A 25,124-nucleotide genomic window follows, 5' to 3' on the forward strand; every position below is an offset into this window, starting at 1 on the left:
CGGGGTTAAGCGGCAGGAAGTGAGAGAGCGTCTGGGCCGGCGCTAGAGGAGGCGGCGTTCGGCGGCCCACTTGGTCAGTTCATGGCGGCTGGAGAGCTGCAGCTTCCGGAGCACCGCCGAGACATGGGTTTCCACGGTCTTGATGGAGATGAAGAGCTCCTTAGCCACCTCCTTGTAGCTGTAGCCGCGGGCGATCAGCCGCATCACCTCGAGTTCGCGGGCTGAGAGCTTGTCCAGTTCGTCGTCGGCAATGTCGGCCGGGGCCGTGCCGAAGGCGTCCAGGACAAAGCCGGCCAGGCGCGGCGAGAACACGGCGTCTCCGCCGGCAACCCGGAACACGGCGTCCGTGATTTCCGCCCCGGAGATGGTCTTGGTGACGTAGCCGCGGGCACCGGCCCGGATCACGGCCACGACGTCTTCGGCGGCATCGGACACGCTCAGGGCGAGGAACCGGGTAGTTCCGAGGAGCGCCGCCGATCCGGCGATGACTTCCCGCCCTCCCCCGCCGCGTCCGCCGGGCAGGTGCACGTCCAGCAGCACCACGTCGGGCCGTGCGGCAGCGATGACCTCGATGGCCTGTTCCACGGTGCCGGCCTCCCCGACCACCACCACGCTCGGGTCCAGGTCGGCTTTGAGGCCGGAGCGGAAGATTGCGTGGTCATCAACGATCACGACCCGTACGGTTCTTCCCGCCGCGGCTGCCCCTGCTGGTGTGCTCATGACTTCCCTTCCCCGTTCTCGCCGGCGTCGGCAGGCAGCCTGAGCCGCACCTCCGTGCCCTCCGGTCCGCTGTTGATTTCGGCGTTTCCGCCGTGCCGTTTCATCCGGCCAATGATCGATTCCCGCACACCCAGCCTGTCGTGCGGGACGGTGTGCAGCTCGAAGCCCGGGCCCCGGTCCTTGACGAAGACTTCAGCGCCGCCGTCGGACACCTCAAGGTAGACAGAGACCGGACCGCCGCCATGGCGGGCAGCGTTCAGCATGGCCTCACGGCTGGCCTGCACCAGCGCCTCGTGGCGTTCGGTCATCCCCGTGTCCCCCACGGTCACGACGTCGACGGCGTGCCCGAGGCCGTCCTCAACCTCCGCCGCGGCGGCCTTGATCCGATCCGAGAGCTGGCCTGCGTCGGCGGCGGGGTCCTTGAAGAGCCAGCCCCGCAGCTCGCGCTCCTGGGCCCGGGCCAGGCGGACGACGTCGTGCTCGTTTCCGGCCCGGCGCTGGATCAGGGCAAGCGTCTGGAGCACGGAGTCGTGCAGGTGGGCGGCGATCTCGGCGCGCTCGGTCTCCCGCACCCGGCCGGCCCGCTCGGCCTCCAGGTCGCGCCAGAACTTCAGCCCCCACGGCAGCAGCACCAGCGCCACTCCGCCCAGCACCGCTACGGAGGCGAGCAGCGCGAGCCAGGTCTGCTCCCATGAGCCCGACCCGGACACCATGACCAGTACCCCGGCCACCACGAGTGCGAGGCCAGCAGCTAGACGCGCCCATCCGCCGGCCTGGTCCGCCTTCGTTTTGTCGACGAGCCCGGCGCGGCGGGTTTCATCCAGTTGCATCCATGCAATTGCCGCGCCGCCGAGTATGGCCGCCGCCGGGATCAGCGTGCCCAGGGGCACTTCCACGCCCAGCAGCCTGGCGATCAGGATCGCGGCGACGAGCAGGAGCCCGGCGCCCAGCAGGATCTCCTTACCGTAGCGCATGCTCCGGACCCGGAACCATGTGCCGGGCCCGGCCACAGCGGCAGGTTCCGGAGGCTGGGAGGCGGTGCCGGCGTCGTACTCCCCCGCCGACGGGGAGCCTGATCCCAACGGCGAGCCTGACGCGGGCGAGGAAGGGACGGCGGGGGCCTGCTGGATGCCCGCCGGCGGCAGGCTCACGGCCGGAGCAATGGGCGACGCCGGGCGGCGGGCATTGCGCTTGGCGTTCTCATCCGCGGTGGGAACCATGATCCACAGCCACGCGTAGAACGCGAGCCCGGCACCGCCCGCAAAGGCGGCCACCACCATGCCGATCCGGACCATGCGCACCGGCCAGCCCAGGTGCACCGCCAGGCCGGAGCAGACACCGGCGATCACCCGGTCGCTGCTGCGGACCAGAGGAGGGCGGACAGGGGCTGTGGTCATGCATCAATCCAAACACGTTTCAGGGTTCCCGAGGCCCGATCTGAGGGTGAACCCGGGGCGAGTCAGGGACGGCTCAGGGTGTTCCCCAATAGAGGCTGACCAGCTCAAACGGCAGTATCGAAGTATGAACTCGCAGAACCCCAACCCCAGTGAAGGCCACCCGGCCACCCCGTCCGGGGGCAACGCCGGCCAGGAACCGGAGCACGCACCCCAAAACTCCGGGGAACCGGAGAACGCCACAGCCGCGGAAAACCCCACACCACGGGAAAACCCGACGGAACCGCTGTTCCCGCCGCCATCGGGAAGCCACGCCGGGCCGGCTTACGGCGCATCCGCGTACGCTGCTTCCGGCGGCGGCGGGACCGCCGAGCCACTGAACTTCTTCGACTGGATCCGCAGTCACGGCGTCCACCGGGGCCGCGACCGCTGGATCGGGGGCGTCTCAAGCGGCATCGCCGAACGGATGGGGATCGATCCGCTGATCGTGCGCGGCATCTTCATCGTGCTGACGCTGTTCGCAGGCATCGGGATCCTCCTGTACGGCCTCGGCTGGGCCCTGCTGCCTGAGCCCGACGGCCGGATCCACACCCAGGAGGCTGGCGCCGGCCGCTGGAGCACCGGCATGACGGGGGCGCTCATCACCACGATCATCGGCCTCACCGGCATGGGCGGCGGCTTCTGGGGATGGGGCCACGACAGCTTCGGCTTCTTCTGGGCGCTGTTCTGGATCGGCGGGGTGATCTACCTGATCTACTACCTGACCCAGCGCAGCAAGAACCGCGCCGGTACGCCGATGGACAGCGCCCGTGGGTCCTACGGCTACGCAACCCCCGGCAGCCCGTCAGCTGCTGCAGCCGAATCCTCACCGTTCCCGGCGTCCTCCTTCGCTGCCGCCAGCCATGCGCCAAACCCGCCCTACACGGTGCCTCCGACGCCGGACGCCATCCCGTCATACGGCTCCAATGAACCCTACGGCCCGGCCTCCCCTTCGGGCTCCCACGGCGGCCTGCCGCCGCGGCGGCCTGCACCCGTCCCGGCCCCTGTTCCGGGATCCAAGCCGAAGCCGGCCGGCCCGGGCGCGCCGGCCGTAGCCATCACCGCCGGACTGGCGCTGCTGGCCGGCGGGGCGCTGAAGGCGCTCGACGCCGGCAACCTGATTGAGCTGGGCAGCTCGGCGAACGCTGTGGTCTGGGCAGCCGGTGCGGCGGTCCTGGGACTCGGCATCCTGCTGGCCGGCCTGCGCGGCAGGACCTCCGGCATCCTCGGATTCTTCGCCGTGGTGGCGCTCATCGTCGGAGGCGTCTTCAGCGCGGTGCCCAACGGCGACCGGTTCCGCTTCCAGAACGCAGACTGGAATCCCGTCACCATCGAACAGGCCCGCGAGGGCTTCCAGATCACCGGAGGCCGGGGAACTGTCGACCTGACCGGCCTGGACCTGAACCCGCCCCTGGGCACCGACGTCGTAATTCCCCTCGACGCCACCGCGAGCAACCTGACGGTTGTCATCCCGCGCACTGTGCCGGTGGATGTCCGGGCCGACATGACCCTGGGCAACCTGAATGAGGGCACGGGCAGCCGCGGCGGCATCACCTCCCGGCAGAGCAGCTACAACTCGGACAAGCCAGGCGCGCGGCTGATCCTGCAGATCGACGGCACCGTGAGCAACGTCACCATCCAGGAAGGAAACTGACATGAACAGTTTTGATCCGGCTCCGGAACGAAACCCAGCCCCCAAACCCTCCATAGGAGACAGGGACGAACCTGCTGAAGCACCGGCCCGGGTAGGCACCATCGTCTGGGGCCTCGTCGTCCTCGCCCTGGCCGTCCTGATCGTCATCTCCCAGCTGGGCATCGTGGTCCTGAACGGGACGTATGTGCTGATCGGCCTGATGATCGGAGCCGGAGCCGCACTGGTGATCGGCGGCCTGCTCTCAGCACGGAAACGTGACAACGGCGCAACAAACGGGAAGTCTTGAACCATGGAAAAGTTCTTCAGCATTGTCAGGGGCCTTGGCCTGAAGCGCGGACCGCAGCGCTGGCTCGGCGGCGTGTGCGGCGGAATCGCCCAGAAGCTGAACGTGGACGTGGCATTCGTCCGGATCGGTTTCCTCGTCTTGTGCCTGCTGCCCGGCCCGGCCGTTGTGTTCTACCTGGCGGCGTGGCTGATCCTGCCGGACCAGAACAACTCGATCCCGCTTGAGTCCTTCCTCGGAAAGCGCGGCATCGGCCAGTAGCAGCCACCGCCGGCGGGCACCCGCCGTCGGCCCTTCAGAGAATGCCCCCGTTCCCTCCGGAACGGGGGCATTCCGTTGTCCCGGCCGCTGCCGGATCCCGGCGTCCGGGCTCCCCTGCGGTGTAACTGTTTGTGTCCTACCGCACACTCACCACTAGAATCTCTAATTGAGCTCAGCGTGGCGCTCTGCCCGTAAACCCTTCGAAACCAGGATTTGAGCCAAGAAAATGAAAATAGGAATCCTCACCAGCGGCGGCGACTGCCCCGGACTGAACGCCGTTATCCGCGGCGCCGTCCTCAAAGGCATTGCCATCCACGGCCACGAATTCGTGGGGTTCCTCGACGGTTGGCGCGGAGTGGTTGAGGGTGACATCATCCCCATTCCGCGTACGCTTGTCCGCGGTATTGCCAAGCAGGGCGGCACCATCCTGGGCACCTCGCGCACCAACCCGTTCGAGAACGGAGGCGGACCGGACGTCATCAAGGCACACATGGACCGCCTGGGGATCGACGCCATCATCGCCATCGGCGGCGAAGGAACCCTCGCCGCAGCCAAGCGCCTCACCGACGCCGGCCTGAAGATTGTCGGCGTCCCCAAGACCGTGGACAACGACCTCGACGCCACCGACTACACCTTCGGCTTCGACACCGCCGTCCAGATCGCCACCGAGGCAATCGACCGGCTGCGGACCACCGGCGAATCCCACCACCGCTGCATGATCGCCGAGGTCATGGGCCGGCACGTCGGCTGGATCGCCCTGCATGCCGGCATGGCCGCAGGCGCCCACGCCATCCTCATCCCGGAGCAGAAAGTGAGCATCGAACAGATCACCAAATGGGTCACCGAGGCCCATGACCGTGGCCGTGCGCCGCTGGTCGTGGTGGCCGAAGGCTTCGTCCCGGAACACATGGAGTCACCGCACTCCGAGCGCGGCCTGGACACCTTCGGCCGGCCCCGCCTGGGCGGCATCGCCGACCAGCTGGCCCCGGAAATCGAAGCCCGGACCGGCATCGAAACCCGCGCCACCATCCTGGGCCACATCCAGCGCGGCGGCGTCCCGTCCGCGTTCGACCGCGTCCTGGCCACCCGCCTCGGCATGGCCGCTATCGACTCCGTCACCGACGGCCGCTGGGGCACCATGGTGTCGCTGAACGGCACCGACATTGACCACGTGGGCTTCGATGCCGCCCTGGGCAAGCTCAAGACGGTTCCGCAGCACCGCTACGACGAGGCCGCGGTCCTCTTCGGCTGATCCCCGCCCACGCCTTCTCATAGCGCGAACGTACACTTGTGGCCCCAGATCCGCGGCGAATTGGGGCCACAACTGTACGTTCGCGCTGGGACCGTGTGGAGTGGGGCCCGTCGGTGGCGGGGATCGGTAGGCTGGGAGCATGAGTCTTGACCCCGGATCCGCCGCCATCATCCAGCTTGCCTGGGCGCGCCGCCTGGGGCTCGACGACGCTGCTTTCGCCCGCGCGCTGGAAACCGGGGAGCGGATTACCAGGGTTGACGACGCCGCGCACTCGGTAGAGTTCGTCCGTCTGTTCGGCAGCTCGGCCCTGGTGGGTCCCGAGTGGGCGGTGGACGCCGCTGCCGGCATTTCCGATGAGGAGATGGCCCAGCACGTCACCCTGCTGACCATCACCCGCCGCCACGGCGGCCATGGCCAGGGGTCGGCCGCGCTCTTCTTCGCGGACGACCTGCCGCTGCTGCAGCCGGCCGAGGAGCTGACGGTGTCGCACGGCAACCCGGAGGCCATCGAACTCGAGGGACTGTGCCCGCCCGATGACGTGAACGAGGTGGGCCTGTCCGACCTCGAGAACCGCTACACCATCATTCACGACGACGAGGGGCAGCGGGTGCCGGTGGCCTGCGGCGCCTACTCCGAATGGGAAGGGATCCTCGCCCACATGGGGGTTCTCGTCGCGCCGGAGTGGCGGCGCCGCGGGCTGGGATCACTGGCCGCCTCGGTGGCGGCCCACGAGGCGCTGGCCTCGGGGCTGACCCTGCAGTGGCGCACCGACGTCAGCAACAAGGGCTCACTGGCAACGGCCCGCAGCCTGGGCTTTTCCACCGGGGGCATCCAGACCAGCGTGCTGCTCGGCTAGGCGCCGGACAGCGCAGCCGTCCAGCGTCAGCGCGCTGCCGTCTCCGCGTCCTGGCCGGATGCCGGCTGCTGCCCGCCCCATCCCTGCACCGGCTTGTGCCCGGCGAAGAACAGGGCCACCGCGGCGCCGAGCACAATAACAGCCGCAGGCAGCACGATCGACTGTCCCATCGCCGTCGAGAAGCCGTCATGGAGGGCCGGGGGCAACTGGCCGCCGAAGCCACTTGCTTCACCGGCGACCCCGGGCGTCCCGGTGGCCGCCGGAAGCTCCGCAGCGAGCCGGGCCTGCATAACGACGGCGATGGCGGCACTGCCGAGGACGGCGCCGATCTGCCGCGTCGTGTTGTAGACGCCCGCGCCGGCCCCCGCCTGCCGCATCGGCAGGTTGCGGGTGGCGGTGGAGCTCAGGGGTGCCCAGATGCCGGCGTTTGCGAAGCCGAGCAATGCGCTTGGCAGCAGGAAAAGCCACACGGGGGTGTCCGGATGCATGAGCGCGGAATTCCAGAACAGCGCCAGGGCCATCAGCAGCAGGCCAGCGGAGGTGATGTATCTGGGGTTCGCCCGGTCGCTGATCCTGCCCACCAGGGGCGCCAAAGCACCGGAGATCAGCGCCGTCGGCGCCATCAACAGGGCGGACTGCGTGGGGGTCATGTCCCGCACGATCTGGTAGTAGAAAATGAGCGGCAGCACGAAGGCGGTGACGGTGAAGCCAACGGTGGTGATGCCGATGTTCGCCAGCGAGAAGTTGCGGTCCCTGAAGAGGGCCAGCGGCAGGAGCGGTTCGCCCTTGTTGACCGCCTGCCAGCCAACAAAGAGCGCCAGCACCACGATGCCGCTGATGATCAGCCCCCACACGGTGACCGGCCCGGTGATAGTGCCCCAGTCGTACGTCTCGCCCTCCTGGATGCCGAACACCAGCAGGAAAAGCCCGACGGCGCTGAGCACCACCCCGGGAATGTCGAACCTGTGCGGGTGGGTGGCCAGGGACGGAACGAAGCGCCAGGCCAGGATGAAGCCCACGATCCCGACGGGCACGTTGATGAAGAAAATCCATTCCCAGCCCAGGCCGTCCACGAGGACGCCGCCCAGGATGGGTCCCACAAGCGTGGCCACGCCGGCGGTGGCGCCCCAGAGGCCCATGGCGGCGCCCCGCCCGTCCGGCGGGAAGATCCTGGTGATCACGGCCATGGTCTGCGGCGCCATCAGGGCTGCCCCGAGGCCCTGCAGGACGCGGGCGGCGATGAGCATTCCGACCGTGCCGGACAGCCCGCAGCCCAAGGAAGCCAGGGTGAAGACCACAAGGCCGGACAGGTACAGCCGCTTCGGGCCGAACCTGTCGCCCAGCCTGCCGGTGATCAGCAGCGGCACCGCATAGGCGAGCAGATAGGCGCTGGTGACCCAGATGACGGCATTAATGTCCGTATCCAGCCCCTCCATGATCCGCGGGTTGGCCACCGAGACGATCGTGGTGTCGATCAGGATCATGAAGAACCCGATGACGAGGGACCAGAGGGCAGGCCAGGGCCTGCTGACCTTCTCCAAAGACCTAGCCCAGCAATTCCAGGATGTCGTCGCGGGCGAACATCCGGGCGGCATCACGTGCTGAGGGCGAGCCGGCGTCGGGATCCGCACCCGCGTCCACCAGTGCCCGGACAACATCCGGGTAGCCCTTGAACACCGCGCCGGCCAGCGGGGTCTGTCCCCGGTCATTGGCGGCGTTGGCGTCACCGCCGTGGTGCAGGATGAGCTGCACGGTTTCGGCGTGACCGTGGTAGGCAGCGAGCATGACCAGCGAGTCGCCGGCGTAGTTGGTCAGGGTGGCGGGGGCGCCTGCGTTGAGGTAGCTGCGGAGCAACTCGGTCTCACCGTTGCGGGCGGCGTCGAGGAGGGTGCGCGCCAGCTCGAGGGTCTCCTCGTCCGGCTGCTGCGACACAGGCTGCGAAGCGGGCTGCTCGGAAGCGCCGGTTCCGGGCGCGGTGGAATCTGTCATCTGTGGGTCCCCCTCAGGAATCCTGTCTGCCTTCCGACGACCTGTCCGGCGTCGGGCGCCACGATTACTTCCTGCGCGGCTGTGTACGGCTCGTCACCGTCCATAACCGTCAGTATTTCATCCGGCGCGACCGAACGCTTGATGACAGCCAGCGCGATCGGACCCATCTCGTAGTGCTGCGCCACCGAGGTCACCGTGCCCACCTTGCGCTCCCCCACCCGGACTTCACTGCCGGGGGCCGGCATGGTGTGCTGCGAACCGTCAAGCTGCAGGAACACGAGCCGCCGCGGCGGGTGGCCAAGGTTGTGGACACGGGCGATTGTCTCCTGGCCCTTGTAGCACCCCTTGGCCAAGTGCACTGCGGTCCGGAGCAGGTCCAGCTCGTGCGGAATGGTTTTGTCGTCCGTTTCAGCGCCAAGCCGCGGGCGCCAGGCGGCCACACGCAGCGCTTCCGCGGAGAGGACTCCGGCGAGCTTCCGGTCCCCCACCCTCTGCTCAAGCTCCACCGCCGGTACCAGGTACTCGAACCACGGCCGCTCCGCGCCGGGGTGCGTGTCCTCCGGAACCACCGCGTAGGAGTAGCCGCCGGCGCCGATGTGCGGCCAGGGGTCCTGCCACACCAGCAGGCCGGACCACTCCGGCACAGCCTTGGTAGACCCCACTACTGCCCAGTCCGCCGATACGTCCGCGACCTCAACGCGGAGCATGAACTTCATCTTGGTCAGCCAGTCGGCCAGGGGGCCCGCTTCGGCGGCCTCAACAATCAGCCAGGTAGTCCCGCCGTCGTCCACTACACGCGCATCAAACTCGATGCGGCCCTGCACGCTCAGGAGCAGCAGCTCGCTGGACTCCCCGGGCTGGAGGTTGGTGACCTGCTGCGAGGACAGCGTGTTAAGCCAGCTCAGGCGGTCCGGACCGGTGACTGTCACCACGCCGCGGTGGGAAAGATCGACGACGGCGGCTCCGGCCGCCAGGGCGCGCTGCTCCCGCAGCGGCTCGCCGTAGTGGGATGCGACGCCGGCGTCGGCGCCGCCCGCTTCAACGGCGCCAGGGCGCGACAACAGAGGGCTCTTGGTAGTCATATGAAGGGGAACGTCCTTGGCTGGGAGGGTATTCCGGCCACCTAGCGGTATTCCGGGTTTTCGAAACCAAACTTGGTTCCGGCCTTCCATTCTTCCGGAAGGTTGCCGTAGGCGGGAATTCCGCCGGCGTCCTTGAGGGTCCGGGCCAGGTGCAGGAGGTTCCACGTCATGAAGGTGGTGTTCCGGTTCGTAAAGTCGCTTTCCGGACCGCCCGAGCCCTCGTCCAGGTAGCTGGGTCCGGGCCCGACGGGGCCGATCCAGCCGGCGTCGGCCTGCGGCGGAATGGTGAACCCGATGTGCTGCAGGCTGTAGAGCACGTTCATGGAGCAGTGCTTGATGCCGTCCTCGTTGCCGGTGATCAGGCAGCCGCCCACCTTGGGGTAAAAAGCCCACTGGCCCTTGCCGTTGAGCTGGCCCGAATGGGCGTAAAGCCGCTCGATGAGCTTCTTGGTCTGCGAGGAGTTGTCCCCGAGCCAGATGGGGCCGGCCACCACCACGATGTCGGCCTCCTGGACGGCAGGGTAAAGCTCGGGCCATTCATCGGTGGCCCAGCCGTGCTCGCGCATGTCCGGGTACACGCCGCTGGCAATGTCGTGGTCGACGGTCCGGATGACCCTCGTGACCACGCCCTGCTTCTCCATGATCAGCCGGCTTACCCTGATCAGGCCCTCGGTGTTGCTCTTCTCCGGCGAAGGCTTGAGCGTGCCGTTGAAGTACACGGCTTTGAGGTCGCTGTAGTCAGCCGGGGGCTGGGATTCATCCATCGGACGCTCCATCGGGTTGCTGCGGACTCAGGCGGGGAGACCTGAGGCCAACGTAGCCGAAGGGAGCGCCAACGAACAGGGCCGCAGAACAGGATTTTCCGGACAGCGGGCGCCAGAACAGAGTTTCCGAACAGCGGGGTGCGGAACTGCGGGCAGGCCGCGGTCAGGAGACCTTTTGGAGGAACGCCGAGGCGTGGGCTTCGAGGCCGTTGCCCGGCTCGGCGGCCGTGCCGGCTGCCGGCGGCCTGCCGGTGGCAACGTCCCACCGCCAGAGCAGGTTGCCCTCGACCAGCCCGAAGATCCGGGTGGCCGCACTGTATTCCTTGGAGTGGCTGCCACGCATCACCATGTCGGTGCTGAGCTGGATCTGCGGGCCCTTGATCTGCCCGTAGTAGAGCTCCGAGATGCCGCCGGGATGGCTGATCGACACGGAGATGTCGAAGCCGCCGTCCTTGTTGCGGAGCGCCTCGACCTCGTCGGCGCTTTTCAACACAGGCACGATATCCCCGGGCACCAGGCCGGGGCCACTGTCGGCCTCCAGCTGCTTGCGCTCGAGGGCCCAAAATCCGGTCTCCACAGTGAGTGGCCGGAGCTTGGTACCGTCCTCGTCGGTCAGCCAGCTCTCCGCGCGGTACTGCAGGTACGGCAGACCGTTATGGGTGAAGGAGACATGCTGCAGGAAGTGCTCTGAACCTTCGTCACCGGCCCCGAGCCGGCCGCGGCCCTCCCACTCGCCAATGAGCCAGGAGAGGGGAACCAGTTCGGGGGTCAGGTCTGTAGGAATTTCAATAGGCACAGCCGCTACCTCTCGAAACCGCTAAGCAGGGGTCTACTTCTGTCCCTTGAACAGCCGGTAGACAACGAAACCGGCGAACCAAGCCATGGACAGGCTGGCGATGCCGAGCAGAACAAGGAAGAAGATTTCAAATGCAATTACGGACATGGTGCCATCCTAACCCGTCAGGAGATGAGTAGTTTGTCTATGAAGTAGGCCAACGAACCGACCGCTGCGACCGGCGCCAGGCCTATGCCAAGAGCGGCGGGAAAATTCAATGGAGCGCCCCGGAGCGTCACCAGCCGGCGGAAGCTGACCAGGACCGCCCCCACCACCACACCGAATATGGCGGCGGGTAAAACGGCGATGTCGGAGAAGACCAGGCCGGCGAGCGGCCCGGCCAGCCCGGCGAGGGTGATGCCGAGGGGCGCAATAATCCGGTCGGGCCAGCGGATGAGGCCGGCGAGCAGCGGCACGGCGGCGCTGATGCCTGCCACCAGCACCATCTCCTTGACACCGTTGAACCTGGCCCCGGCGATCCACCCCGAGCCCAGGCAGGACAGGAGGACGCCCACACAGCAGCCGAGCGTGGATTCCAGCCGTTGCGCCTGGCCGGTTCCGCGGACCACCTGGACGAGGAACACGGCGGTGACGCCCATGGCGATGAAGCCGGGCGTCCAGTTGAGGTATCCGGGGGCGGCGGTGAAGGTGGCGGCAACGGCAGAACCGGCCCCTGTCAGTCCGATTACCGCGGCGAGGGTTTTCTTGGCCGGAATTCCCAGATAGTGGGGCCAGCCGATGCCGATGCCCAGGGCAAAAAGCACGGCCACCGCAAGGAGGACATCCGGAGTCCGGAAGACGCTGGCCACCAGCGTCACAAGGCCCGCCAGGCCAACGACTCCAATGCTCCACGACTGGAGCGTCCGGCCCGCAACCGCAGGAGCGCCCATCCCGGGGCCAGGCCTTGGGGTACTCATTTCGGACTCTGCACTCAAATCGCTGCGACCTCATCCTGGCTGTGCCGTTGACGGGCAGGGCTCGGCCCCCTGACGGTTTCAATCCTGCCCTATGTGACTGCCATATGTCGTAAATAAGGCACGCGGGTGCGGCCAGCCGCTGTCAGTCCGGAGGCCGTTGGGTATACTCAAACATCAGCTCAGTCGCCCGACGATGCGCAGACAGCCCCTTGGAGGAATAATGTCGCACATCCTGTTACTGACCAACAGCACCGGATCATCGGTGGACATCCTGCCTGCCCTGGAGCTCCTGAACCACCGGGTGCACATCCTCCCGGCAGAGCCCACCGCGCTGCTCGAAACAGACCCGTGCGATATCGTCCTCCTGGACGCACGCAAGGACCTCGTGGGCGCCCGCTCCCTCACCCAGCTCCTGAAGGCCACCGGCCTCAGCGCCCCATTGGTGCTGATCCTCACCGAAGGCGGCATGGCGGCGGTTTCCTCTGCCTGGTCCGTCGATGACATCGTGCTCGACTCGGCCGGCCCCGCCGAAGTTGAGGCACGCATCCGGCTCTCCGTGGCGCGAGCTGTACCCGAGCAGGAGGAGGCCCCCTCCGAAATCCGGGCGGCCGGCGTCATTATTGACGAGGCAAGCTACACAGCACGCGTCAACGGCGCGGCGCTGAACCTGACCTTCAAGGAATTCGAACTCCTGAAGTACCTGGCCCAGCACCCTGGCCGGGTCTTCACCCGGCAGCAGCTTCTGACCGAGGTCTGGGGCTACGACTACTATGGCGGCACCCGGACCGTGGACGTTCACGTCCGGCGGCTTCGCGCCAAGCTGGGCGCCGACCACGAGAACCTCATCAGCACGGTGCGCAACGTGGGCTACCGGCTCACGCTCATGCGCCAGCAGGAGGACGAACTCACCGAGGCGTAAGCCTCCGGCAGAACCGGCCGTAGATACAAAACCCGCCATAAAATACAGAATGGCCCGGCTCATCAGAGCCGGGCCATTCTGTATTCATAACTACAAGTGGAGGACATACGGGTCGAACGTATCGAGGCCACCCCACTGGTGGATCCCCCTCGCAACCGCCATAAATGCCGGCTGAGGTAACGACTATACGGGCCGCCGCGGCGTGTTCCAAATCGGGTGTGCCCGGCAGCCTCCGTATAGCCTTACACCATGAGTCCTGCGCACCCGGAGAAATGGCCTGTCCTTGTCGTCAAGGGCGGAGTGGATGAAGACCTGCTGCGGGATATCCGCACCCTGCTGGCCGCCGCCGAGGAATCGGACGGCAATCCCCCCGTCTCGGAACAGACCCTCGTCACCATGCGCGCCGCGGACACGGGCCCGCACACGTTGCTGACCCTGGCCCTTTACGCGCCCGACGAGCAGTCCGACCCCGCCACGGCGCAAGATCTGGCCGGGTTCGCAGTGGTCGTCGAGGAACCGGACGGGACGGGCGTGGTGGAAATCGCCGTGCACCCCAGCTACCGGAACCAGGGAGTGGCGGACAGGTTGGTGGGCACGCTGCAGTCCTCCCGCGGCTTGGCCGGGCTCAAGGCGTGGTCGCACGGCAACCATGAAGCAGCCGCGGACCTCGCAGCCCGGTACGGCTTCGGCCCGGTTCGGGAGCTGTGGAAGATGCGGCTCACCACCGCCGCCGCTGACCTGCCCGACGTCGGTCTTCCGGAGGGGGTCTCGATCCGCGCCTTCGTGCCGGGCAAGGATGAAGACGCCTGGCTCGCAGCGAACCGCGAGGCTTTCGCGCATCACCCGGAGCAGGGCTCCCTGACCAGGGCTGACCTGCAGGCCCGGATGGATGAACCCTGGTTCGACCCCGCCGGCTTCCTGCTGGCCGAGGACCGCGACGGGCGCCTGCTTGGCTACCACTGGACCAAGGTGCATCCGCAGCACGGGAGCCACCCTGCCATCGGCGAGGTGTACGTCGTCGGTGTCACGCCCGCCGCCCAGGGCATGGGCCTGGGCAAGGCGCTGACCGTGGCCGGCATCCGTCACCTCCAGCAGCAGGGGCTGCACGCCGTGATGCTGTACACGGACGCCGACAACACTCCGGCCGTCTCGCTGTACCGGCGGCTGGGCTTCACGCGCTGGGATATGGACGTCATGTACGGGCCGCTGGAGGGACGCTGATCACAGCCTCCGGCACGGGCGCCGGAGGCCTTGAAATCTTCGGGTCCCGGACCGGTGAATGCTTGTAAGGTTGAAAATAAACCCGCCAGTACCCAAGGAGAGCGCATGCAACCGGAATCCGCCGGAACAGCCACCACCGAAATCAAGGCGGCCCCCGTGCGCGCCCGGTTCGGCTCCTCCGAAGTGCCGGCGTCCCGCGCAACGCAGGACCGGATCGACATCCCCGAATTCGCGGCCATCCTGGAACCCGAGGGGGAGATCAGCCCGGACCGGTTCCTGGACCGCGAGCTGAGCTGGCTCGCGTTCAACGCCCGGGTCCTCGAACTTGCCGAAGACCCCGACCTGTACCTGCTGGAACGCGTCAACTTCCTCTCGATCTTCGCCTCCAACCTCGACGAATTCTTCATGGTCCGCGTGGCCGGCCTGAAGCGCCGCATCGCCACGGGTCTCGCAGTCCCCTCCCCCGCCGGACTGAGCCCCGTCCAGGTCCTGGAGCAGATCGGCGAGGCAGCCCACCGCCTGCAGCAGCGCCACGCCCAAGTCTACGCGGACCAGATCCGGCCTGCGCTCGCCTATGAGCACATCCACCTCATGCACTGGGACGAGCTCGACGACGAGGCCAAGCACCGGCTCAGCGCCATGTTCGCGGAGAAGGTTTTCCCCATCCTCACCCCGCTCGCCGTGGACCCCGCCCACCCGTTCCCGTACATCTCGGGCCTTTCGCTGAACCTGGCTGTGGTGGTCCGGAACCCGGTCAGCGACAAGGAGCTCTTTGCCCGCGTCAAGGTGCCGGACCAGCTGCCCCGCCTGATTTCCATCGACGGCCCCAGGGCGGGCTCGGTGCCCGGCCGCGTGGCGCGGTTTATCGCCCTCGAGGAAGTCATCGCCGTACACCTGGACCAGCTCTTCCCCGGCATGGAGGTCCTGGAACACCACACGTTCCGTGTGACCCGCAACGAGGACGTGGAGGTGGAAGAGGACGACGCCGAAAACCTCCTGCAGGCGCTCGAGAAGGAACTGCTGCGCCGCCGGTTCGGCCCGCCCGTCCGGCTGGAGGTCACCAACGACATCAACCCGAACATCCGTGCGCTGCTGATCCGCGAGCTCGGTGTGGAAGAGTCGGAGGTCTACTCTGTTCCGGCGCCGCTGGACCTGCGCGGTTTGTCCGTGATCGGCAACATCGACCGTGCGGACCTGCACTACCCCAAGCATGTGCCCCACACCTCGCGGTACCTGAACGAGTCCGAGACGTCCAAGGCCGCGAACGTCTTCGCCGCGATGCGCCGCCGGGACATCCTGCTGCACCACCCCTACGATTCGTTCTCCACCTCCGTCCAGGCGTTCCTGGAACAGGCGGCGGCGGACCCCAAGGTGCAGGCCATCAAGCAGACCCTGTACCGGACCTCGGGCGACTCCCCCATCGTCGACGCCCTCATCGACGCCGCCGAGGCAGGCAAGCAGGTTCTGGCCCTCGTGGAGATCAAGGCCCGCTTTGACGAGCAGGCCAACATCTCCTGGGCCCGCAAGCTGGAGCAGGCAGGCGTCCACGTGGTCTACGGCATCGTGGGCCTGAAGACCCACTGCAAGCTCTCCCTCGTGGTCCGCCAGGAGGTGGACGGGCTGCGCCGCTACTGCCACATCGGTACGGGCAACTACCACCCGCGGACCGCCCGCTACTACGAGGACCTCGGGCTCCTGACCGCGAACAACCAGGTGGGAGAGGACCTGTCCAAGCTGTTCAACCAGCTGTCCGGGTACGCCCCCAAGTCAACCTTCAAGCGGCTCCTGGTGGCACCCCGGTCCGTGCGCTCGGGCCTGATCGAAAGGATCGAGGGCGAAATCCGTAACGCACGCGCAGGCATACCCGCCCGTGTGCAGATCAAGGTTAATTCCATGGTGGATGAGGCCATCATCGATTCCCTGTACCGCGCTTCGCAGGCGGGCGTAAAGGTCGACGTCATTGTCCGCGGCATCTGCTCGCTGCGCCCCGGCATCCCCGGGCTGAGCGAGAACATCACAGTCCGTTCCGTCCTCGGCCGCTTCCTCGAGCACTCGCGGGTTTTCGCCTTCGGCAACGGCGGCGACCCCGTCGTCTACATCGGTTCGGCCGACATGATGCACCGCAACCTGGACCGCCGGGTGGAAGCCCTCGTGCAGCTGTCCGGCGATGAAAACACCGCCTACGTCCTGGACCTGATGCGCCGCTATATTGACCCCGAGACGTCCAGCTGGCATCTGGACAGCGACGGCGAGTGGACCCGGCACCACATCGGCGACGACGGCAGCAAGCTTGACGACGTCCAGTCCTGGCTCCTGGCATCACGCTCCCGGCAGCGCGCCGTCGCCCGGCGGTAGGAACCCGGCCTTTGAAGAGCAGCGACTCACCCATAGCGGACCAGACCGACCATCCGGGCGAGCCGGTCGCCGTCACGGCAGCCGGCGCCCTGCCTTGGCGCGTTAAGAAGGACCAGCTGGAGGTCCTTCTGATCCACCGCCCGCGCTACGACGACTGGTCATGGCCAAAAGGCAAGCTTGACCCCGGAGAAACGGTGCCCGAGTGCGCCGTCCGTGAGGTGGAGGAGGAGATCGGCCTCGTGGCTCCGCTGGGCATCCCGCTCCCGCCCATCCACTACCACGTCACCGCTGGACTGAAGGTGGTGCACTACTGGGCTGTTGAGGTCACGGGCAATTCCCTGCGCCCGGACGGCAAGGAAGTGGACAGTGTCATGTGGTGCACACCGGAACGTGCCGCCTCGCTGCTGTCCAATCCCACGGACCGTGTGCCGCTGGAGTACCTCGCGGCGGCGCACGCCCGGAAGGAACTGCAGACCTGGCCGCTCGTGATCGTGCGCCATGCCAAGGCCAAGCCGCGCTCCTCCTGGACCAAGGCCGAAGGCGAGAGGCCCCTGGCTGCTACCGGCGTCCGCCAGGCACAGGCTGTGCACCGGCTGCTGAAGGCCTGGAAGCCGCTGCGCGTGGTTACCAGCCCCTGGCTGCGCTGTGTGGCCACCATCGCCCCCTACGCCAAGTCCTCTGACGCCAAAGTGAAATTGGTGGATGCGCTGACGGAGCACCGGCATGCCCGCAACCCCAAAAAGGCGGCGGCCGCCGTCGATGCCTTGTTCGACAAGCAGCGCGCGGTGGTGCTGTGCACCCACCGGCCGACCCTACCCACCGTGCTCGGCCGGCTTGCCGGCTACATGACCCCGCGGCTCAAGGGGCTGCTGCCGGTGGCTGACCCGTACCTGGCCCCGGGCGAAATGATCGTCTGCCACGTGGCGCACGGCAGCAAGAGCCGGATCGTATCCGTGGAGCAGTTCAAACCTTTTGACGACTGAGGATTCGGGGGTCCCGGGGCGACACTCGCACTTCGAATAGACTGGACGGGTGAGCATCCCAACGCCCTATGAAGACCTTCTGCGCGACGTCATGGCCAACGGCACCCACAAATCGGACCGCACCGGCACCGGAACCAGCAGTGTTTTCGGCCGCCAAATCCGCTTTGATCTGGGCGAAAGCTTCCCGCTGATCACCACCAAGCGGGTGCACTTCAAGTCCGTTGCCGTCGAGCTGCTCTGGTTCCTCCGCGGCGACTCCAACGTGAAGTGGATGCAGGACCAGGGCGTGACCATCTGGAACGAATGGGCCGACGCCGAGGGTGAACTCGGTCCGGTCTACGGCGTCCAGTGGCGGAGCTGGCCCACCCCGGACGGCGGCCACATTGACCAGATCGCCGAGCTCGTGGAGAGCCTGAAGAAAAACCCTGACTCACGGCGGCACATCGTCTCAGCCTGGAACGTCAGCGAGCTGAAGGACATGGCATTGCCGCCCTGCCACGCGTTCTTCCAGTTCTACGTCGCGGACGGCAAACTCTCCTGCCAGCTGTACCAGCGTTCCGCCGACATGTTCCTGGGCGTGCCCTTCAACATCGCCTCCTATTCGTTGCTGACCTGCATGCTGGCGCAGCAAACGGGCCTCGAGCCCGGCGAATTCATCTGGACCGGCGGCGACGTGCACATCTACGACAACCACATGGACCAGGTCCTGAAGCAGCTGGAACGGGAACCGTACGAGTACCCGCAGCTTAAGATCACCCGCAAGCCGGAATCGATCTTCGACTACACCCTGGACGACTTCGAAGTGGTGGGCTACCGGCACCACCCCACGATCAAGGCACCGATCGCCGTATGAGCACGGAGGGCACTATGGACGGGCAGGCTTTCAGCGAGAACATCGCCGCGAACGTGACGGGGATCGGGCTGGTCTGGGCCCAGACCACCTCGGGCGTGATCGGCAAGGACGGCGACATGCCCTGGAACCTGCCGGAGGACATGAAGCACTTCACCAGGGTCACCACCGGCCATCCCGTCATCATGGGGCGCAAGACCTGGCTATCGTTCCCCGAGAAGTACCGGCCGCTGCCAAACCGGACCAACATCGTCATCACCCGGCAGGAAAACTGGGGCAGCACGCCCGAGGCGGAGGGCGCCGTCGTCGTTAAATCCCTGGACGATGCCCTGCTGGAATCCCAGTTCGCCCCCGGCTTTGAGTCTGTCTGGATCGTGGGAGGCGGGGAAATTTTCAAGGAGGCCGCGGACCTGGCCAACGTCGCCGTCGTCACCACCATCGACATGGACGCCGACGGCGACACATACGCCCCGGAGCTCGGCGACGGTTGGGTGGCGGGGACTTCCGTGCCCGCCCAAGGCTGGCTGACCGCGGCCAACGGCACACGCTACCGGTTCGCCACGTGGAACCGCTCGGAAGGTTAGAAGATGCTGCGTAAACCCGAAACCCTCTTTGTGCTCGGCTACATGCTGCTGCCGCTGCTTGCACTGCTGTCTGCCATTGTGGGCCTGACCATGATCCTGGGCGGCAACAAGATCCCCGGCATCATCGTGCTGGTGGTGGTGACCCAGGTGTTCGCCTTCGGCGCCTTCTTTGCCCTCCGCGCCCGCAAGAATGCGCTGCTGGAGGAGCCCGACGGCCGGTAGCGCCCGGGGATGGGTAGTGCTGCCCATCGCGGCGGCCCTGGGCCCCGACTAGAGTGATGGCTGGACTTAGCAGTAACCGCCTCCGTTCGGCGGTCAGGATTTGGGGGATGATGCCGCAGTGACAGGTAATCTGTGGGGCGCCGACGTCGCGCAGCTTCGCACACTCGCGCAGCAGTTCGGAAAGGTCTCCGACAACCTTCTCAGCACGTCGGCACAGCTGACCAACCAGATCAACAACAACCCGTCCTGGAAGGGCAACGACGCCGCGCAGTTCCGTTCGGACTGGAACGGCAGCCACCGGGCAATCCTCCAGCAGACAGCCCGTGCGCTCAAGGACGAATCCCGCAAGCTGCTGGACAACGCCAATGAACAGGAGAAGGCCAGCGACGCGGCGCCGGGCTCCGGTGGCGGTCCCGTCAGCCTCGGAGAACCCGGCACTTCGCTGCCCGGAGTGCTTGGCGGTGTGCTGCTCGGCGGAATTGGCGCGCTCCGGGCGGGCCTGACCCTGCAAAAGTTCATCAAGGCCCCCCTCACCCTGGCCAAGCACCTCGGGCAGTACGGCTGGGTGCTTAAGAACCAGCGGGCCGATTTCATCAAGTCGTTTCTGCAGGGAAGCCACCGCGTTGGCGGACCCGGGTTTGCTGCACACCGGCTGCTCGGGAACCCTGCCCTGGACGACCTGCTGAAGGGGTCCGCCGCGGCCAACCGCGGGCTCGGGCTGATCGACAAGGCTTCCGACATTGCGTCCCTGAAGAACCTGAACCAGCACATCGGCGTGCTGTCCAGGTTCGGCCCCGTCCTGGAGGAGAAGCCGTGGCTTGGCGCCGGGACCAAGCTTGAGTGGCTGGGCAAGTCAGGCCTTGCCCGCGGCCTTGGCTGGGCCGGCGTGGGCTTCAGCGCCTACGACTCCGTCAAAAGCTTTGCCGACGGCGATATCAAGGGCGGTCTGGCAGGCGTCGGCAAGACGGCCCTCGGCGTGGGCTGTTTCCTGCCGCCGCCGGCCGGGACTGTGTGCCAGGTCGCCAGCGTCGGCATAGCTGTGTACGAGAACTGGGACACCATCAGCAGCGTCGGGAAGAACATCGGTGAAGGCGTCGTCAACGCCGTAAAGGACCCGGGCAAGTTCGTCAGTGATACGAAGGATACGCTGGTTGACGCCGGCAAGTCCGTAGGCAAGTTCTTTGGATTCGGCGATTAGGAGACCCTCATGACTGTTCAGAACCCAACCCAGCAGGAGCCCCGTCTCGGCGTCGATGTCATCGGCTTCGGTGTGGGCGAGTTCGCCTACCTGCTCAACGTTTTCGAGGGCCCGGCCCGGGACCGTTCAGTCAGCGTCTTCCGTGCCGAGGAGATGATCGACGACGTCACCCTGTCCACAGCCGGCGCATCGTCACTGCTGGCACGGGACCTGGCCGCTGTTGACGACGACGGCGACCTGGGAGTGAAGGGCGTGGCGGCTGCCGTCGCCACTGCCTTGGGCAAGGCAACGCGGTGGACTGAGATCTCGCTCCTGACCGGCGAAGCCATGGACAACGTTGCGCTGCTGGAAGCGCCCGGTGTCTCCCTGATGCTGCAGCCACGGTTGCTGGGCACGTGGTTCGTCTTCGCCCAGGACCCATCCATCTCGTCGGCGGAAGCGACCCTGCGGCTGGTGCGGCAGCATGTCGAGCAGAACCAGGGCGGCTCGGCGTACCTCGTCTTCAAGACCCTGGCTTGGGAGCAGCACCTGCTGATCCGGCGTGAGGGGTCCTCCTGGACCACCGGCGTTCCGGATTTCGACAAGGACGCGGTGGCAGAATCCGCCGGACTGGACGACGCCGGACTGCTGGCCGCGATTGAGGATGCCCGTGGCGAGGCGTAGTCGGGACGTTCCGCAGGACCCGGCCTACATACCGGCTGGCCCTGCTGACGGACGGCTGATCCACCGGCGGGCAGAGAACGGCGAAATTGTGGGCTACACGCCTGCCGAATATGGCGTGCGCAAAGACGGCCGCCGCAGCCTGGTCAAGCCCGTCAACAGCTCGGGCGGGCTGCTCTTTCTCGCCATCCTCCTCACCGCCTGCCTCGGAGGCCTTGTTTATGGCGTGGTGCAGGCGGCGCTCACCGACCAGTGGCACATTCTCGGCGAAGTGTGGTGGGTTTTCCCGGCCTGCCTCTTTCCTTTCCTGGCCGCTTGGGCGAGCTATCTCAAGGAACGCAAGGCGGAGAAACTGCGCAAAGCCCGCAGTCTCCCGCGGCCGGTCGACTAAGATCCTTGGCTGCGCTGCCTCCGCGGCAGTGACGTAACCGACTGCAGCCCACCAAATCCAAAGATAAACTGGCTAGATGACTACAGCAGCTACCCCCTCCGTCGGCCTGGTCGGATGGCGCGGCATGGTCGGCTCCGTCCTGATGCAGCGCATGCAGGAAGAGGGCGACTTCGCCAACATCAACCCGGTCTTTTTCTCCACCTCCAATGCGGGAGGTGCCGCTCCCTCCTTCGCTGACGGGGTCGGCAAGCTCGAGGACGCGTTCGACGTCGAGACATTGGCTAAGCTGCCGATTATTGTCACCGCCCAGGGCGGCGACTACACCAAGCAGGTCCATGGCGAGCTGCGCAGCCGGGGCTGGGATGGCCTCTGGATCGACGCCGCCTCCACCCTCCGCATGAACGATGACTCCATCATCGTCCTGGATCCGATCAACCGCGACGTCATTGACAAGGGCATCGCCAACGGCGTCAAGGACTTCATCGGCGGCAACTGCACCGTCTCCTGCATGCTCATGGGTCTCGGCGGCCTCTTCAAGAACGGCCTCGTCGAGTGGGGCACGTCCATGACCTACCAGGCTGCCTCCGGCGGCGGCGCCCGGCACATGCGCGAGCTGCTCAGCCAGTTCGGTACCCTCAATGCCGAGGTCAGCACGGAACTGAACGACCCCGCGTCGGCCATTCTGGACATCGACCGCAAGGTGCTGGCCCACCAGCGCACCGATGTCGACGCCACCCAGTTCGGTGTGCCGCTGGCCGGCTCCCTCATCCCCTGGATCGATGCCGACCTCGGCAACGGCCAGTCCAAGGAAGAGTGGAAGGCCGGCGTGGAGACCAACAAGATCCTGGGCACCTCGGATGAGAACCACGTGATCATGGATGGCCTCTGCGTGCGGATTGGCGCCATGCGCTCCCACTCGCAGGCGCTGACCCTGAAGCTGCGCGAGGACCTCTCCGTCGCCGAGATCGAGAAGCTGCTCGACGAGGACAACGAATGGGCCAAGGTGGTGCCCAACACCAAGGAAGCTTCGATGGCCGATCTGACTCCCGTCGCAGCATCGGGCACCTTGACCATCCCGGTGGGACGCATCCGCAAGCTTGAAATGGGTCCGCAGTACATCAGCGCCTTCACCGTCGGCGACCAGCTCCTGTGGGGCGCCGCCGAGCCGCTGCGCCGCATGCTCAACATCGCCACCGGCACGCTGTAACCAGCAGCCTTTCCCTAACCGGCCCTGCCCCGCACAGCAGGCCCGCCCTCTGTTTCAAGGGCAGGCCGCTCATGCGGAGCGGGGCCGGTTTTGTGTCTGCGCCCTGGCGCGAGCAACCCTTCCTCACCTCCCGGCGGGTTTTCGGGATGGCCGTGCGGGGGTCAGGACGCGAGGAAGCCCTCGTACCGCTCCACTGCGCGGCGGAAGCCTGCCAGCGCCGCCGGGGTGAGGGGCTTAGTGGGGTCGAACGGAACGGGCACGACGGCGGTTGCCCGCCCACTCCCCTGCCTCGCCCAGGTGCCGATCACCTCGCCGCCGGCCACGATGGCTTTCTTGAACACCCCGTTGCCGCCCGGGACGATCTTTTGCGCGTGCTCGGGCGGCAGCACGATGCTGCGGTCCGTGTAGCCGAGGACGAACTCGTCGAACCCCGGCAGCGCAAGAAGCGTGCGCTGCCCCGGCACGCCCGCGTCCAGCAAGGAGGCGGTCTCGGGTGACATCCAGTACCGGGTTCCCTCATGCTCCAGTTCCACCAGCCCGCCACTGACCGCAGGCAGGGCCCGCCGCACCTCGGTCAGCGGAATGCTGGACCACCAGGCGAAGTCGCGCAAGGTGGCGGGTCCGTGGCGGCGCAGGTACCTCAGGAGCAGCTCGGCAATGCCCTCTTCCCGGCCGAGGTAACAGGAGGACGTGATCCAGTGGTCAAACCCAACGAACTTTTGCTGATTGCCGTCCAGCGGACCGGGCACCAGTACGGCGTTCTGGCACAGCATCCACAGCAGGTGGACCCCGCGCTGAGCCTTGGTGGCCTGCCCGGCCGCCTCGAAGGCCCTAAACAGCTCCTCGCGGCTGGCGGCCCGGCCACCGTCCACCAGGCCAAGCGCTGCCTCCCGGCACACCTCCACGTCACGGCCGATGATTTCCAGTTGCCGGTGCCGGCCGGCCGTGCTCTGGACCATCCGGGCAGTGGTGATGTTCAGGATCCAGCGGAGGTCCTCGGGAGCCAGTAAGTGCAGTGTGCCCCGCATCGGCCACGACCGGATGACGGACCCGTCATCCAGGGCCCGGCGGACGTCGCTGAGGCCCGCACCGGGAACGCGGACACCTACAGCCCACAGCGCCGACTGAAGGTCCTGGGCATGCATCGCGGTCATCGCACGGACGGCCTCCGGCAGGCCGTCGAACCCGGATCCCAGCAGCCCCTGCGACGCCAGCCTCAGCCGGCCCATCACCTTGGTTGAAACCCGGGTCTTCACCGCCGCCATGTGCCCATCCTAGGGCGCCCGGCAGCAGGGCAGAACCGGAAAAACAGCAGTACTAGAGCGTGAGTCCGATCAGCAGCGGTTCGGGGTGCAGCTCAATCCCGAAACGCCCGACGACGCCGGCACGCACCTCGCGCGCGATCGCCACCATATCGGCCGCACGGGCAGAGCCGCGGTTGGTGATGGCCAGGGTGTGCTTCGTGGACAGCGACGCCCGGCCGCCGGAGACACTCCCGTCCTCCAGCCCGAAGCCCTTGCCGAAGCCGGCGTGGTCAATCAGCCAGGCCGCGGACAGTTTGACCTGGCCGTCGGAGCCGCCCGGATACCTGGGCGCGGATTCCGGAAGACCCGCCGCCACTTCCTCAGCGACGATCGGATTCGTGAAGAACGAGCCCGTGGAGTAGGTGTCGCGGTCGGTGGGGTCCAGCACCATGCCCTTGGACGCGCGCAGCCGCAGGACCTCCCTGCGCACGTCGTTCGAGTAGGCGCGCTGGCCCTGCTCCACACCGAGGACCCGCGCCAGCTCGGCGTACCGAATGGGTGCGCTCATGCGGCCCAACGGCAGCTGGAATTCGACCGTCAGCACCACGTAGCGCGGTGAGCCGTTGACGGTGGTCTGCTTGAGGATCGAATCCCGGTACCCGAACTTCAGCTCGGAGTTCGTGAAGGTCCTCACGGCGCTGCGCTCCCGGTCCCACGTGCGGACCGCGGCGATGGTCTGCGAGACGTCCGAGCCGTAGGCGCCGACGTTCTGCACGGGGGTGGCTCCGGTGGCACCGGGGATCCCGGACAGGGCCTCGATGCCGGACCAGGCGTGAAGCACGGCGTGTTCCACCAGTGCGTCCCAGTTGTGCCCGGCCTGGACCACTACGGATACGCCCCCGCAGGAGTCCTCGGCGTTGACGGTGAACCCCTCCGAGGCGATCTTCAGGACGGTTCCGGGGAACCCGTCGTCGGAAATCAGGAGGTTGGAGCCCCCGCCGATGATCAGCAGCTGCTCCCCGGCCGCGTCCGCGGCGCGCACCGCCTCGATGATCTCGGCCTCGGTGCGGGCCTCGACGTAGTTGGCGGCGGGACCGCCGACGGCGGCGGTGGTCAGCTCGGAAAGCATTGGAGGGGTCACCCATCCACCCTAGCTGGCTATAGGTCCTGTCAAGTACATGTTCGGGGCATGGCAGTGCACGCTTCCTGGAAGCGTGGGGCGGACCTTTGTGTGTGGCGGCGGT

26 protein-coding genes are annotated in these 25,124 nt (G+C 67.0%); 16 read left to right on the forward strand and 10 right to left on the reverse strand.

Features of this window, described 5'->3' with window-relative positions:
- Positions 1–42: 42 nt before the first annotated feature.
- Together ACFTR6_RS03040 and ACFTR6_RS03045 are read right to left on the reverse strand one after the other, a co-directional pair.
- The gene (locus ACFTR6_RS03040) at positions 43–720 is read right to left on the reverse strand and encodes a LuxR C-terminal-related transcriptional regulator (protein WP_377956813.1); all 678 of its coding nucleotides are present in this window, start codon (positions 718–720) and stop codon (positions 43–45) included.
- On the reverse strand, positions 717–2,117 hold the full coding sequence (locus ACFTR6_RS03045) for a PspC domain-containing protein (protein WP_377956814.1): 1,401 nt from the start codon (positions 2,115–2,117) through the stop codon (positions 717–719). Before ACFTR6_RS03045 ends, ACFTR6_RS03040 begins: the two co-directional genes overlap by 4 nt.
- A 124-nt stretch (positions 2,118–2,241) precedes the next feature.
- Between ACFTR6_RS03045 and ACFTR6_RS03050 the strand changes: the two genes are divergently transcribed.
- The 5 genes from ACFTR6_RS03050 to ACFTR6_RS03070 all read left to right on the forward strand — a co-directional run bounded on the left by ACFTR6_RS03050 (position 2,242) and on the right by ACFTR6_RS03070 (position 6,459).
- Complete coding sequence (locus tag ACFTR6_RS03050; protein ID WP_377956815.1) at positions 2,242–3,807, forward strand: PspC domain-containing protein; 1,566 nt, start codon at positions 2,242–2,244, stop codon at positions 3,805–3,807.
- A 1-nt stretch (position 3,808) separates the two neighbouring features.
- Complete coding sequence (locus ACFTR6_RS03055; protein ID WP_076801183.1) at positions 3,809–4,093, forward strand: hypothetical protein; 285 nt, start codon at positions 3,809–3,811, stop codon at positions 4,091–4,093.
- Positions 4,094–4,096: 3 nt separating this feature from the next.
- Positions 4,097–4,351, forward strand: a complete 255-nt coding sequence (locus ACFTR6_RS03060) for a PspC domain-containing protein (RefSeq protein WP_076801181.1) — start codon at positions 4,097–4,099, stop codon at positions 4,349–4,351.
- 226 nt (positions 4,352–4,577) lie between these two features.
- Positions 4,578–5,603, forward strand: a complete 1,026-nt coding sequence (locus tag ACFTR6_RS03065; RefSeq protein WP_076801179.1) for an ATP-dependent 6-phosphofructokinase — start codon at positions 4,578–4,580, stop codon at positions 5,601–5,603.
- A 139-nt stretch (positions 5,604–5,742) separates the two neighbouring features.
- Positions 5,743–6,459, forward strand: coding sequence for a GNAT family N-acetyltransferase (locus tag ACFTR6_RS03070; RefSeq protein WP_377956816.1), 717 nt, complete (start codon positions 5,743–5,745; stop codon positions 6,457–6,459).
- Positions 6,460–6,485: 26 nt separating this feature from the next.
- Here the strand turns inward: ACFTR6_RS03070 and ACFTR6_RS03075 are convergent, their stop codons facing one another.
- The 6 genes from ACFTR6_RS03075 to ACFTR6_RS03100 all read right to left on the reverse strand — a co-directional run bounded on the left by ACFTR6_RS03075 (position 6,486) and on the right by ACFTR6_RS03100 (position 12,019).
- Complete coding sequence (locus tag ACFTR6_RS03075; protein WP_377956817.1) at positions 6,486–8,000, reverse strand: DHA2 family efflux MFS transporter permease subunit; 1,515 nt, start codon at positions 7,998–8,000, stop codon at positions 6,486–6,488.
- A 4-nt stretch (positions 8,001–8,004) separates the two neighbouring features.
- Positions 8,005–8,448 (reverse strand): ankyrin repeat domain-containing protein, encoded by a 444-nt coding sequence (locus ACFTR6_RS03080; protein ID WP_377956818.1) that lies wholly within the window; start codon positions 8,446–8,448, stop codon positions 8,005–8,007.
- The gene (locus tag ACFTR6_RS03085) at positions 8,445–9,530 is read right to left on the reverse strand and encodes a YgfZ/GcvT domain-containing protein (RefSeq protein ID WP_377956819.1); all 1,086 of its coding nucleotides are present in this window, start codon (positions 9,528–9,530) and stop codon (positions 8,445–8,447) included. The genes ACFTR6_RS03080 and ACFTR6_RS03085 overlap by 4 nt, the downstream gene beginning before the upstream one ends.
- Positions 9,531–9,571: 41 nt before the next feature.
- On the reverse strand, positions 9,572–10,294 hold the full coding sequence (locus tag ACFTR6_RS03090; protein ID WP_377956820.1) for a flavodoxin family protein: 723 nt from the start codon (positions 10,292–10,294) through the stop codon (positions 9,572–9,574).
- A gap of 163 nt (positions 10,295–10,457) precedes the next feature.
- Positions 10,458–11,090 carry an FABP family protein gene (locus ACFTR6_RS03095; RefSeq protein WP_076801169.1) on the reverse strand — a complete coding sequence of 211 codons (633 nt, stop codon included), beginning with the start codon at positions 11,088–11,090 and terminating at the stop codon, positions 10,458–10,460.
- A 164-nt stretch (positions 11,091–11,254) separates the two neighbouring features.
- Positions 11,255–12,019 (reverse strand): permease, encoded by a 765-nt coding sequence (locus ACFTR6_RS03100; protein ID WP_377956821.1) that lies wholly within the window; start codon positions 12,017–12,019, stop codon positions 11,255–11,257.
- Between the two features lie 247 nt (positions 12,020–12,266).
- Here ACFTR6_RS03100 and ACFTR6_RS03105 point away from each other — a divergent pair, with 247 nt between their 5' ends.
- From ACFTR6_RS03105 to asd, 11 genes are all read left to right on the forward strand, one after another.
- A complete protein-coding gene (locus ACFTR6_RS03105) occupies positions 12,267–12,965 on the forward strand; it encodes a response regulator transcription factor (protein WP_076801165.1) in 699 nt (232 codons plus the stop codon).
- Positions 12,966–13,214: 249 nt separating this feature from the next.
- Complete coding sequence (gene mshD, locus ACFTR6_RS03110; RefSeq protein WP_087873977.1) at positions 13,215–14,186, forward strand: mycothiol synthase; 972 nt, start codon at positions 13,215–13,217, stop codon at positions 14,184–14,186.
- Positions 14,187–14,291: 105 nt separating this feature from the next.
- Positions 14,292–16,541: an RNA degradosome polyphosphate kinase gene (locus ACFTR6_RS03115; protein ID WP_087873978.1), complete on the forward strand. Its 2,250-nt coding sequence runs from the start codon at positions 14,292–14,294 to the stop codon at positions 16,539–16,541.
- Positions 16,542–16,552: 11 nt separating this feature from the next.
- Positions 16,553–17,524 (forward strand): NUDIX hydrolase, encoded by a 972-nt coding sequence (locus ACFTR6_RS03120; RefSeq protein WP_076801159.1) that lies wholly within the window; start codon positions 16,553–16,555, stop codon positions 17,522–17,524.
- A gap of 49 nt (positions 17,525–17,573) precedes the next feature.
- On the forward strand, positions 17,574–18,377 hold the full coding sequence (locus ACFTR6_RS03125; protein ID WP_377956822.1) for a thymidylate synthase: 804 nt from the start codon (positions 17,574–17,576) through the stop codon (positions 18,375–18,377).
- On the forward strand, positions 18,374–18,958 hold the full coding sequence (locus ACFTR6_RS03130; protein ID WP_377956823.1) for a dihydrofolate reductase: 585 nt from the start codon (positions 18,374–18,376) through the stop codon (positions 18,956–18,958). The genes ACFTR6_RS03125 and ACFTR6_RS03130 overlap by 4 nt, the downstream gene beginning before the upstream one ends.
- A 3-nt stretch (positions 18,959–18,961) precedes the next feature.
- Positions 18,962–19,180 carry an NF038396 family protein gene (locus ACFTR6_RS03135; protein WP_377956824.1) on the forward strand — a complete coding sequence of 73 codons (219 nt, stop codon included), beginning with the start codon at positions 18,962–18,964 and terminating at the stop codon, positions 19,178–19,180.
- 118 nt (positions 19,181–19,298) lie between these two features.
- Positions 19,299–20,378 (forward strand): WXG100 family type VII secretion target, encoded by a 1,080-nt coding sequence (locus ACFTR6_RS03140; RefSeq protein WP_087873982.1) that lies wholly within the window; start codon positions 19,299–19,301, stop codon positions 20,376–20,378.
- A 9-nt stretch (positions 20,379–20,387) separates the two neighbouring features.
- Positions 20,388–21,041, forward strand: a complete 654-nt coding sequence (locus ACFTR6_RS03145) for a hypothetical protein (RefSeq protein ID WP_377956825.1) — start codon at positions 20,388–20,390, stop codon at positions 21,039–21,041.
- A complete protein-coding gene (locus ACFTR6_RS03150) occupies positions 21,028–21,429 on the forward strand; it encodes a hypothetical protein (protein WP_377956826.1) in 402 nt (133 codons plus the stop codon). Before ACFTR6_RS03145 ends, ACFTR6_RS03150 begins: the two co-directional genes overlap by 14 nt.
- A gap of 76 nt (positions 21,430–21,505) precedes the next feature.
- Positions 21,506–22,636: an aspartate-semialdehyde dehydrogenase gene (gene asd, locus ACFTR6_RS03155; RefSeq protein WP_377956827.1), complete on the forward strand. Its 1,131-nt coding sequence runs from the start codon at positions 21,506–21,508 to the stop codon at positions 22,634–22,636.
- A gap of 161 nt (positions 22,637–22,797) precedes the next feature.
- Here the strand turns inward: asd and ACFTR6_RS03160 are convergent, their stop codons facing one another.
- Positions 22,798–23,901, reverse strand: a complete 1,104-nt coding sequence (locus tag ACFTR6_RS03160; protein ID WP_377956828.1) for a winged helix DNA-binding domain-containing protein — start codon at positions 23,899–23,901, stop codon at positions 22,798–22,800.
- Positions 23,902–23,953: 52 nt separating this feature from the next.
- Complete coding sequence (locus tag ACFTR6_RS03165) at positions 23,954–25,021, reverse strand: UDP-N-acetylmuramate dehydrogenase (RefSeq protein WP_377956829.1); 1,068 nt, start codon at positions 25,019–25,021, stop codon at positions 23,954–23,956.
- Positions 25,022–25,124 lie beyond the last annotated feature (103 nt).

The sequence above is a fragment of the Arthrobacter sp. NPDC057009 genome (assembly GCF_042673905.1).
Taxonomy (GTDB): Bacteria; Actinomycetota; Actinomycetes; order Actinomycetales; family Micrococcaceae; genus Arthrobacter.

Excerpts from the sequence above, each read along its gene's own strand:
- ACFTR6_RS03040 (WP_377956813.1), bottom strand. The coding sequence starts at position 720 with ATGAGCACACCAGCAGGGGCAGCCGCGGCGGGAAGAACCGTACGGGTC.
- ACFTR6_RS03045 (WP_377956814.1), bottom strand. The coding sequence starts at position 2,117 with ATGACCACAGCCCCTGTCCGCCCTCCTCTGGTCCGCAGCAGCGACCGG.
- ACFTR6_RS03050 (WP_377956815.1), top strand. The coding sequence starts at position 2,242 with ATGAACTCGCAGAACCCCAACCCCAGTGAAGGCCACCCGGCCACCCCG.
- ACFTR6_RS03055 (WP_076801183.1), top strand. The coding sequence starts at position 3,809 with ATGAACAGTTTTGATCCGGCTCCGGAACGAAACCCAGCCCCCAAACCC.
- ACFTR6_RS03060 (WP_076801181.1), top strand. The coding sequence starts at position 4,097 with ATGGAAAAGTTCTTCAGCATTGTCAGGGGCCTTGGCCTGAAGCGCGGA.
- ACFTR6_RS03065 (WP_076801179.1), top strand. The coding sequence starts at position 4,578 with ATGAAAATAGGAATCCTCACCAGCGGCGGCGACTGCCCCGGACTGAAC.
- ACFTR6_RS03070 (WP_377956816.1), top strand. The coding sequence starts at position 5,743 with ATGAGTCTTGACCCCGGATCCGCCGCCATCATCCAGCTTGCCTGGGCG.
- ACFTR6_RS03080 (WP_377956818.1), bottom strand. The coding sequence starts at position 8,448 with ATGACAGATTCCACCGCGCCCGGAACCGGCGCTTCCGAGCAGCCCGCT.
- ACFTR6_RS03085 (WP_377956819.1), bottom strand. The coding sequence starts at position 9,530 with ATGACTACCAAGAGCCCTCTGTTGTCGCGCCCTGGCGCCGTTGAAGCG.
- ACFTR6_RS03090 (WP_377956820.1), bottom strand. The coding sequence starts at position 10,294 with ATGGATGAATCCCAGCCCCCGGCTGACTACAGCGACCTCAAAGCCGTG.
- ACFTR6_RS03100 (WP_377956821.1), bottom strand. The coding sequence starts at position 12,019 with ATGGGCGCTCCTGCGGTTGCGGGCCGGACGCTCCAGTCGTGGAGCATT.
- ACFTR6_RS03105 (WP_076801165.1), top strand. The coding sequence starts at position 12,267 with ATGTCGCACATCCTGTTACTGACCAACAGCACCGGATCATCGGTGGAC.
- mshD (WP_087873977.1), top strand. The coding sequence starts at position 13,215 with ATGAGTCCTGCGCACCCGGAGAAATGGCCTGTCCTTGTCGTCAAGGGC.
- ACFTR6_RS03115 (WP_087873978.1), top strand. The coding sequence starts at position 14,292 with ATGCAACCGGAATCCGCCGGAACAGCCACCACCGAAATCAAGGCGGCC.
- ACFTR6_RS03130 (WP_377956823.1), top strand. The coding sequence starts at position 18,374 with ATGAGCACGGAGGGCACTATGGACGGGCAGGCTTTCAGCGAGAACATC.
- ACFTR6_RS03135 (WP_377956824.1), top strand. The coding sequence starts at position 18,962 with ATGCTGCGTAAACCCGAAACCCTCTTTGTGCTCGGCTACATGCTGCTG.
- ACFTR6_RS03145 (WP_377956825.1), top strand. The coding sequence starts at position 20,388 with ATGACTGTTCAGAACCCAACCCAGCAGGAGCCCCGTCTCGGCGTCGAT.
- asd (WP_377956827.1), top strand. The coding sequence starts at position 21,506 with ATGACTACAGCAGCTACCCCCTCCGTCGGCCTGGTCGGATGGCGCGGC.
- ACFTR6_RS03160 (WP_377956828.1), bottom strand. The coding sequence starts at position 23,901 with ATGGCGGCGGTGAAGACCCGGGTTTCAACCAAGGTGATGGGCCGGCTG.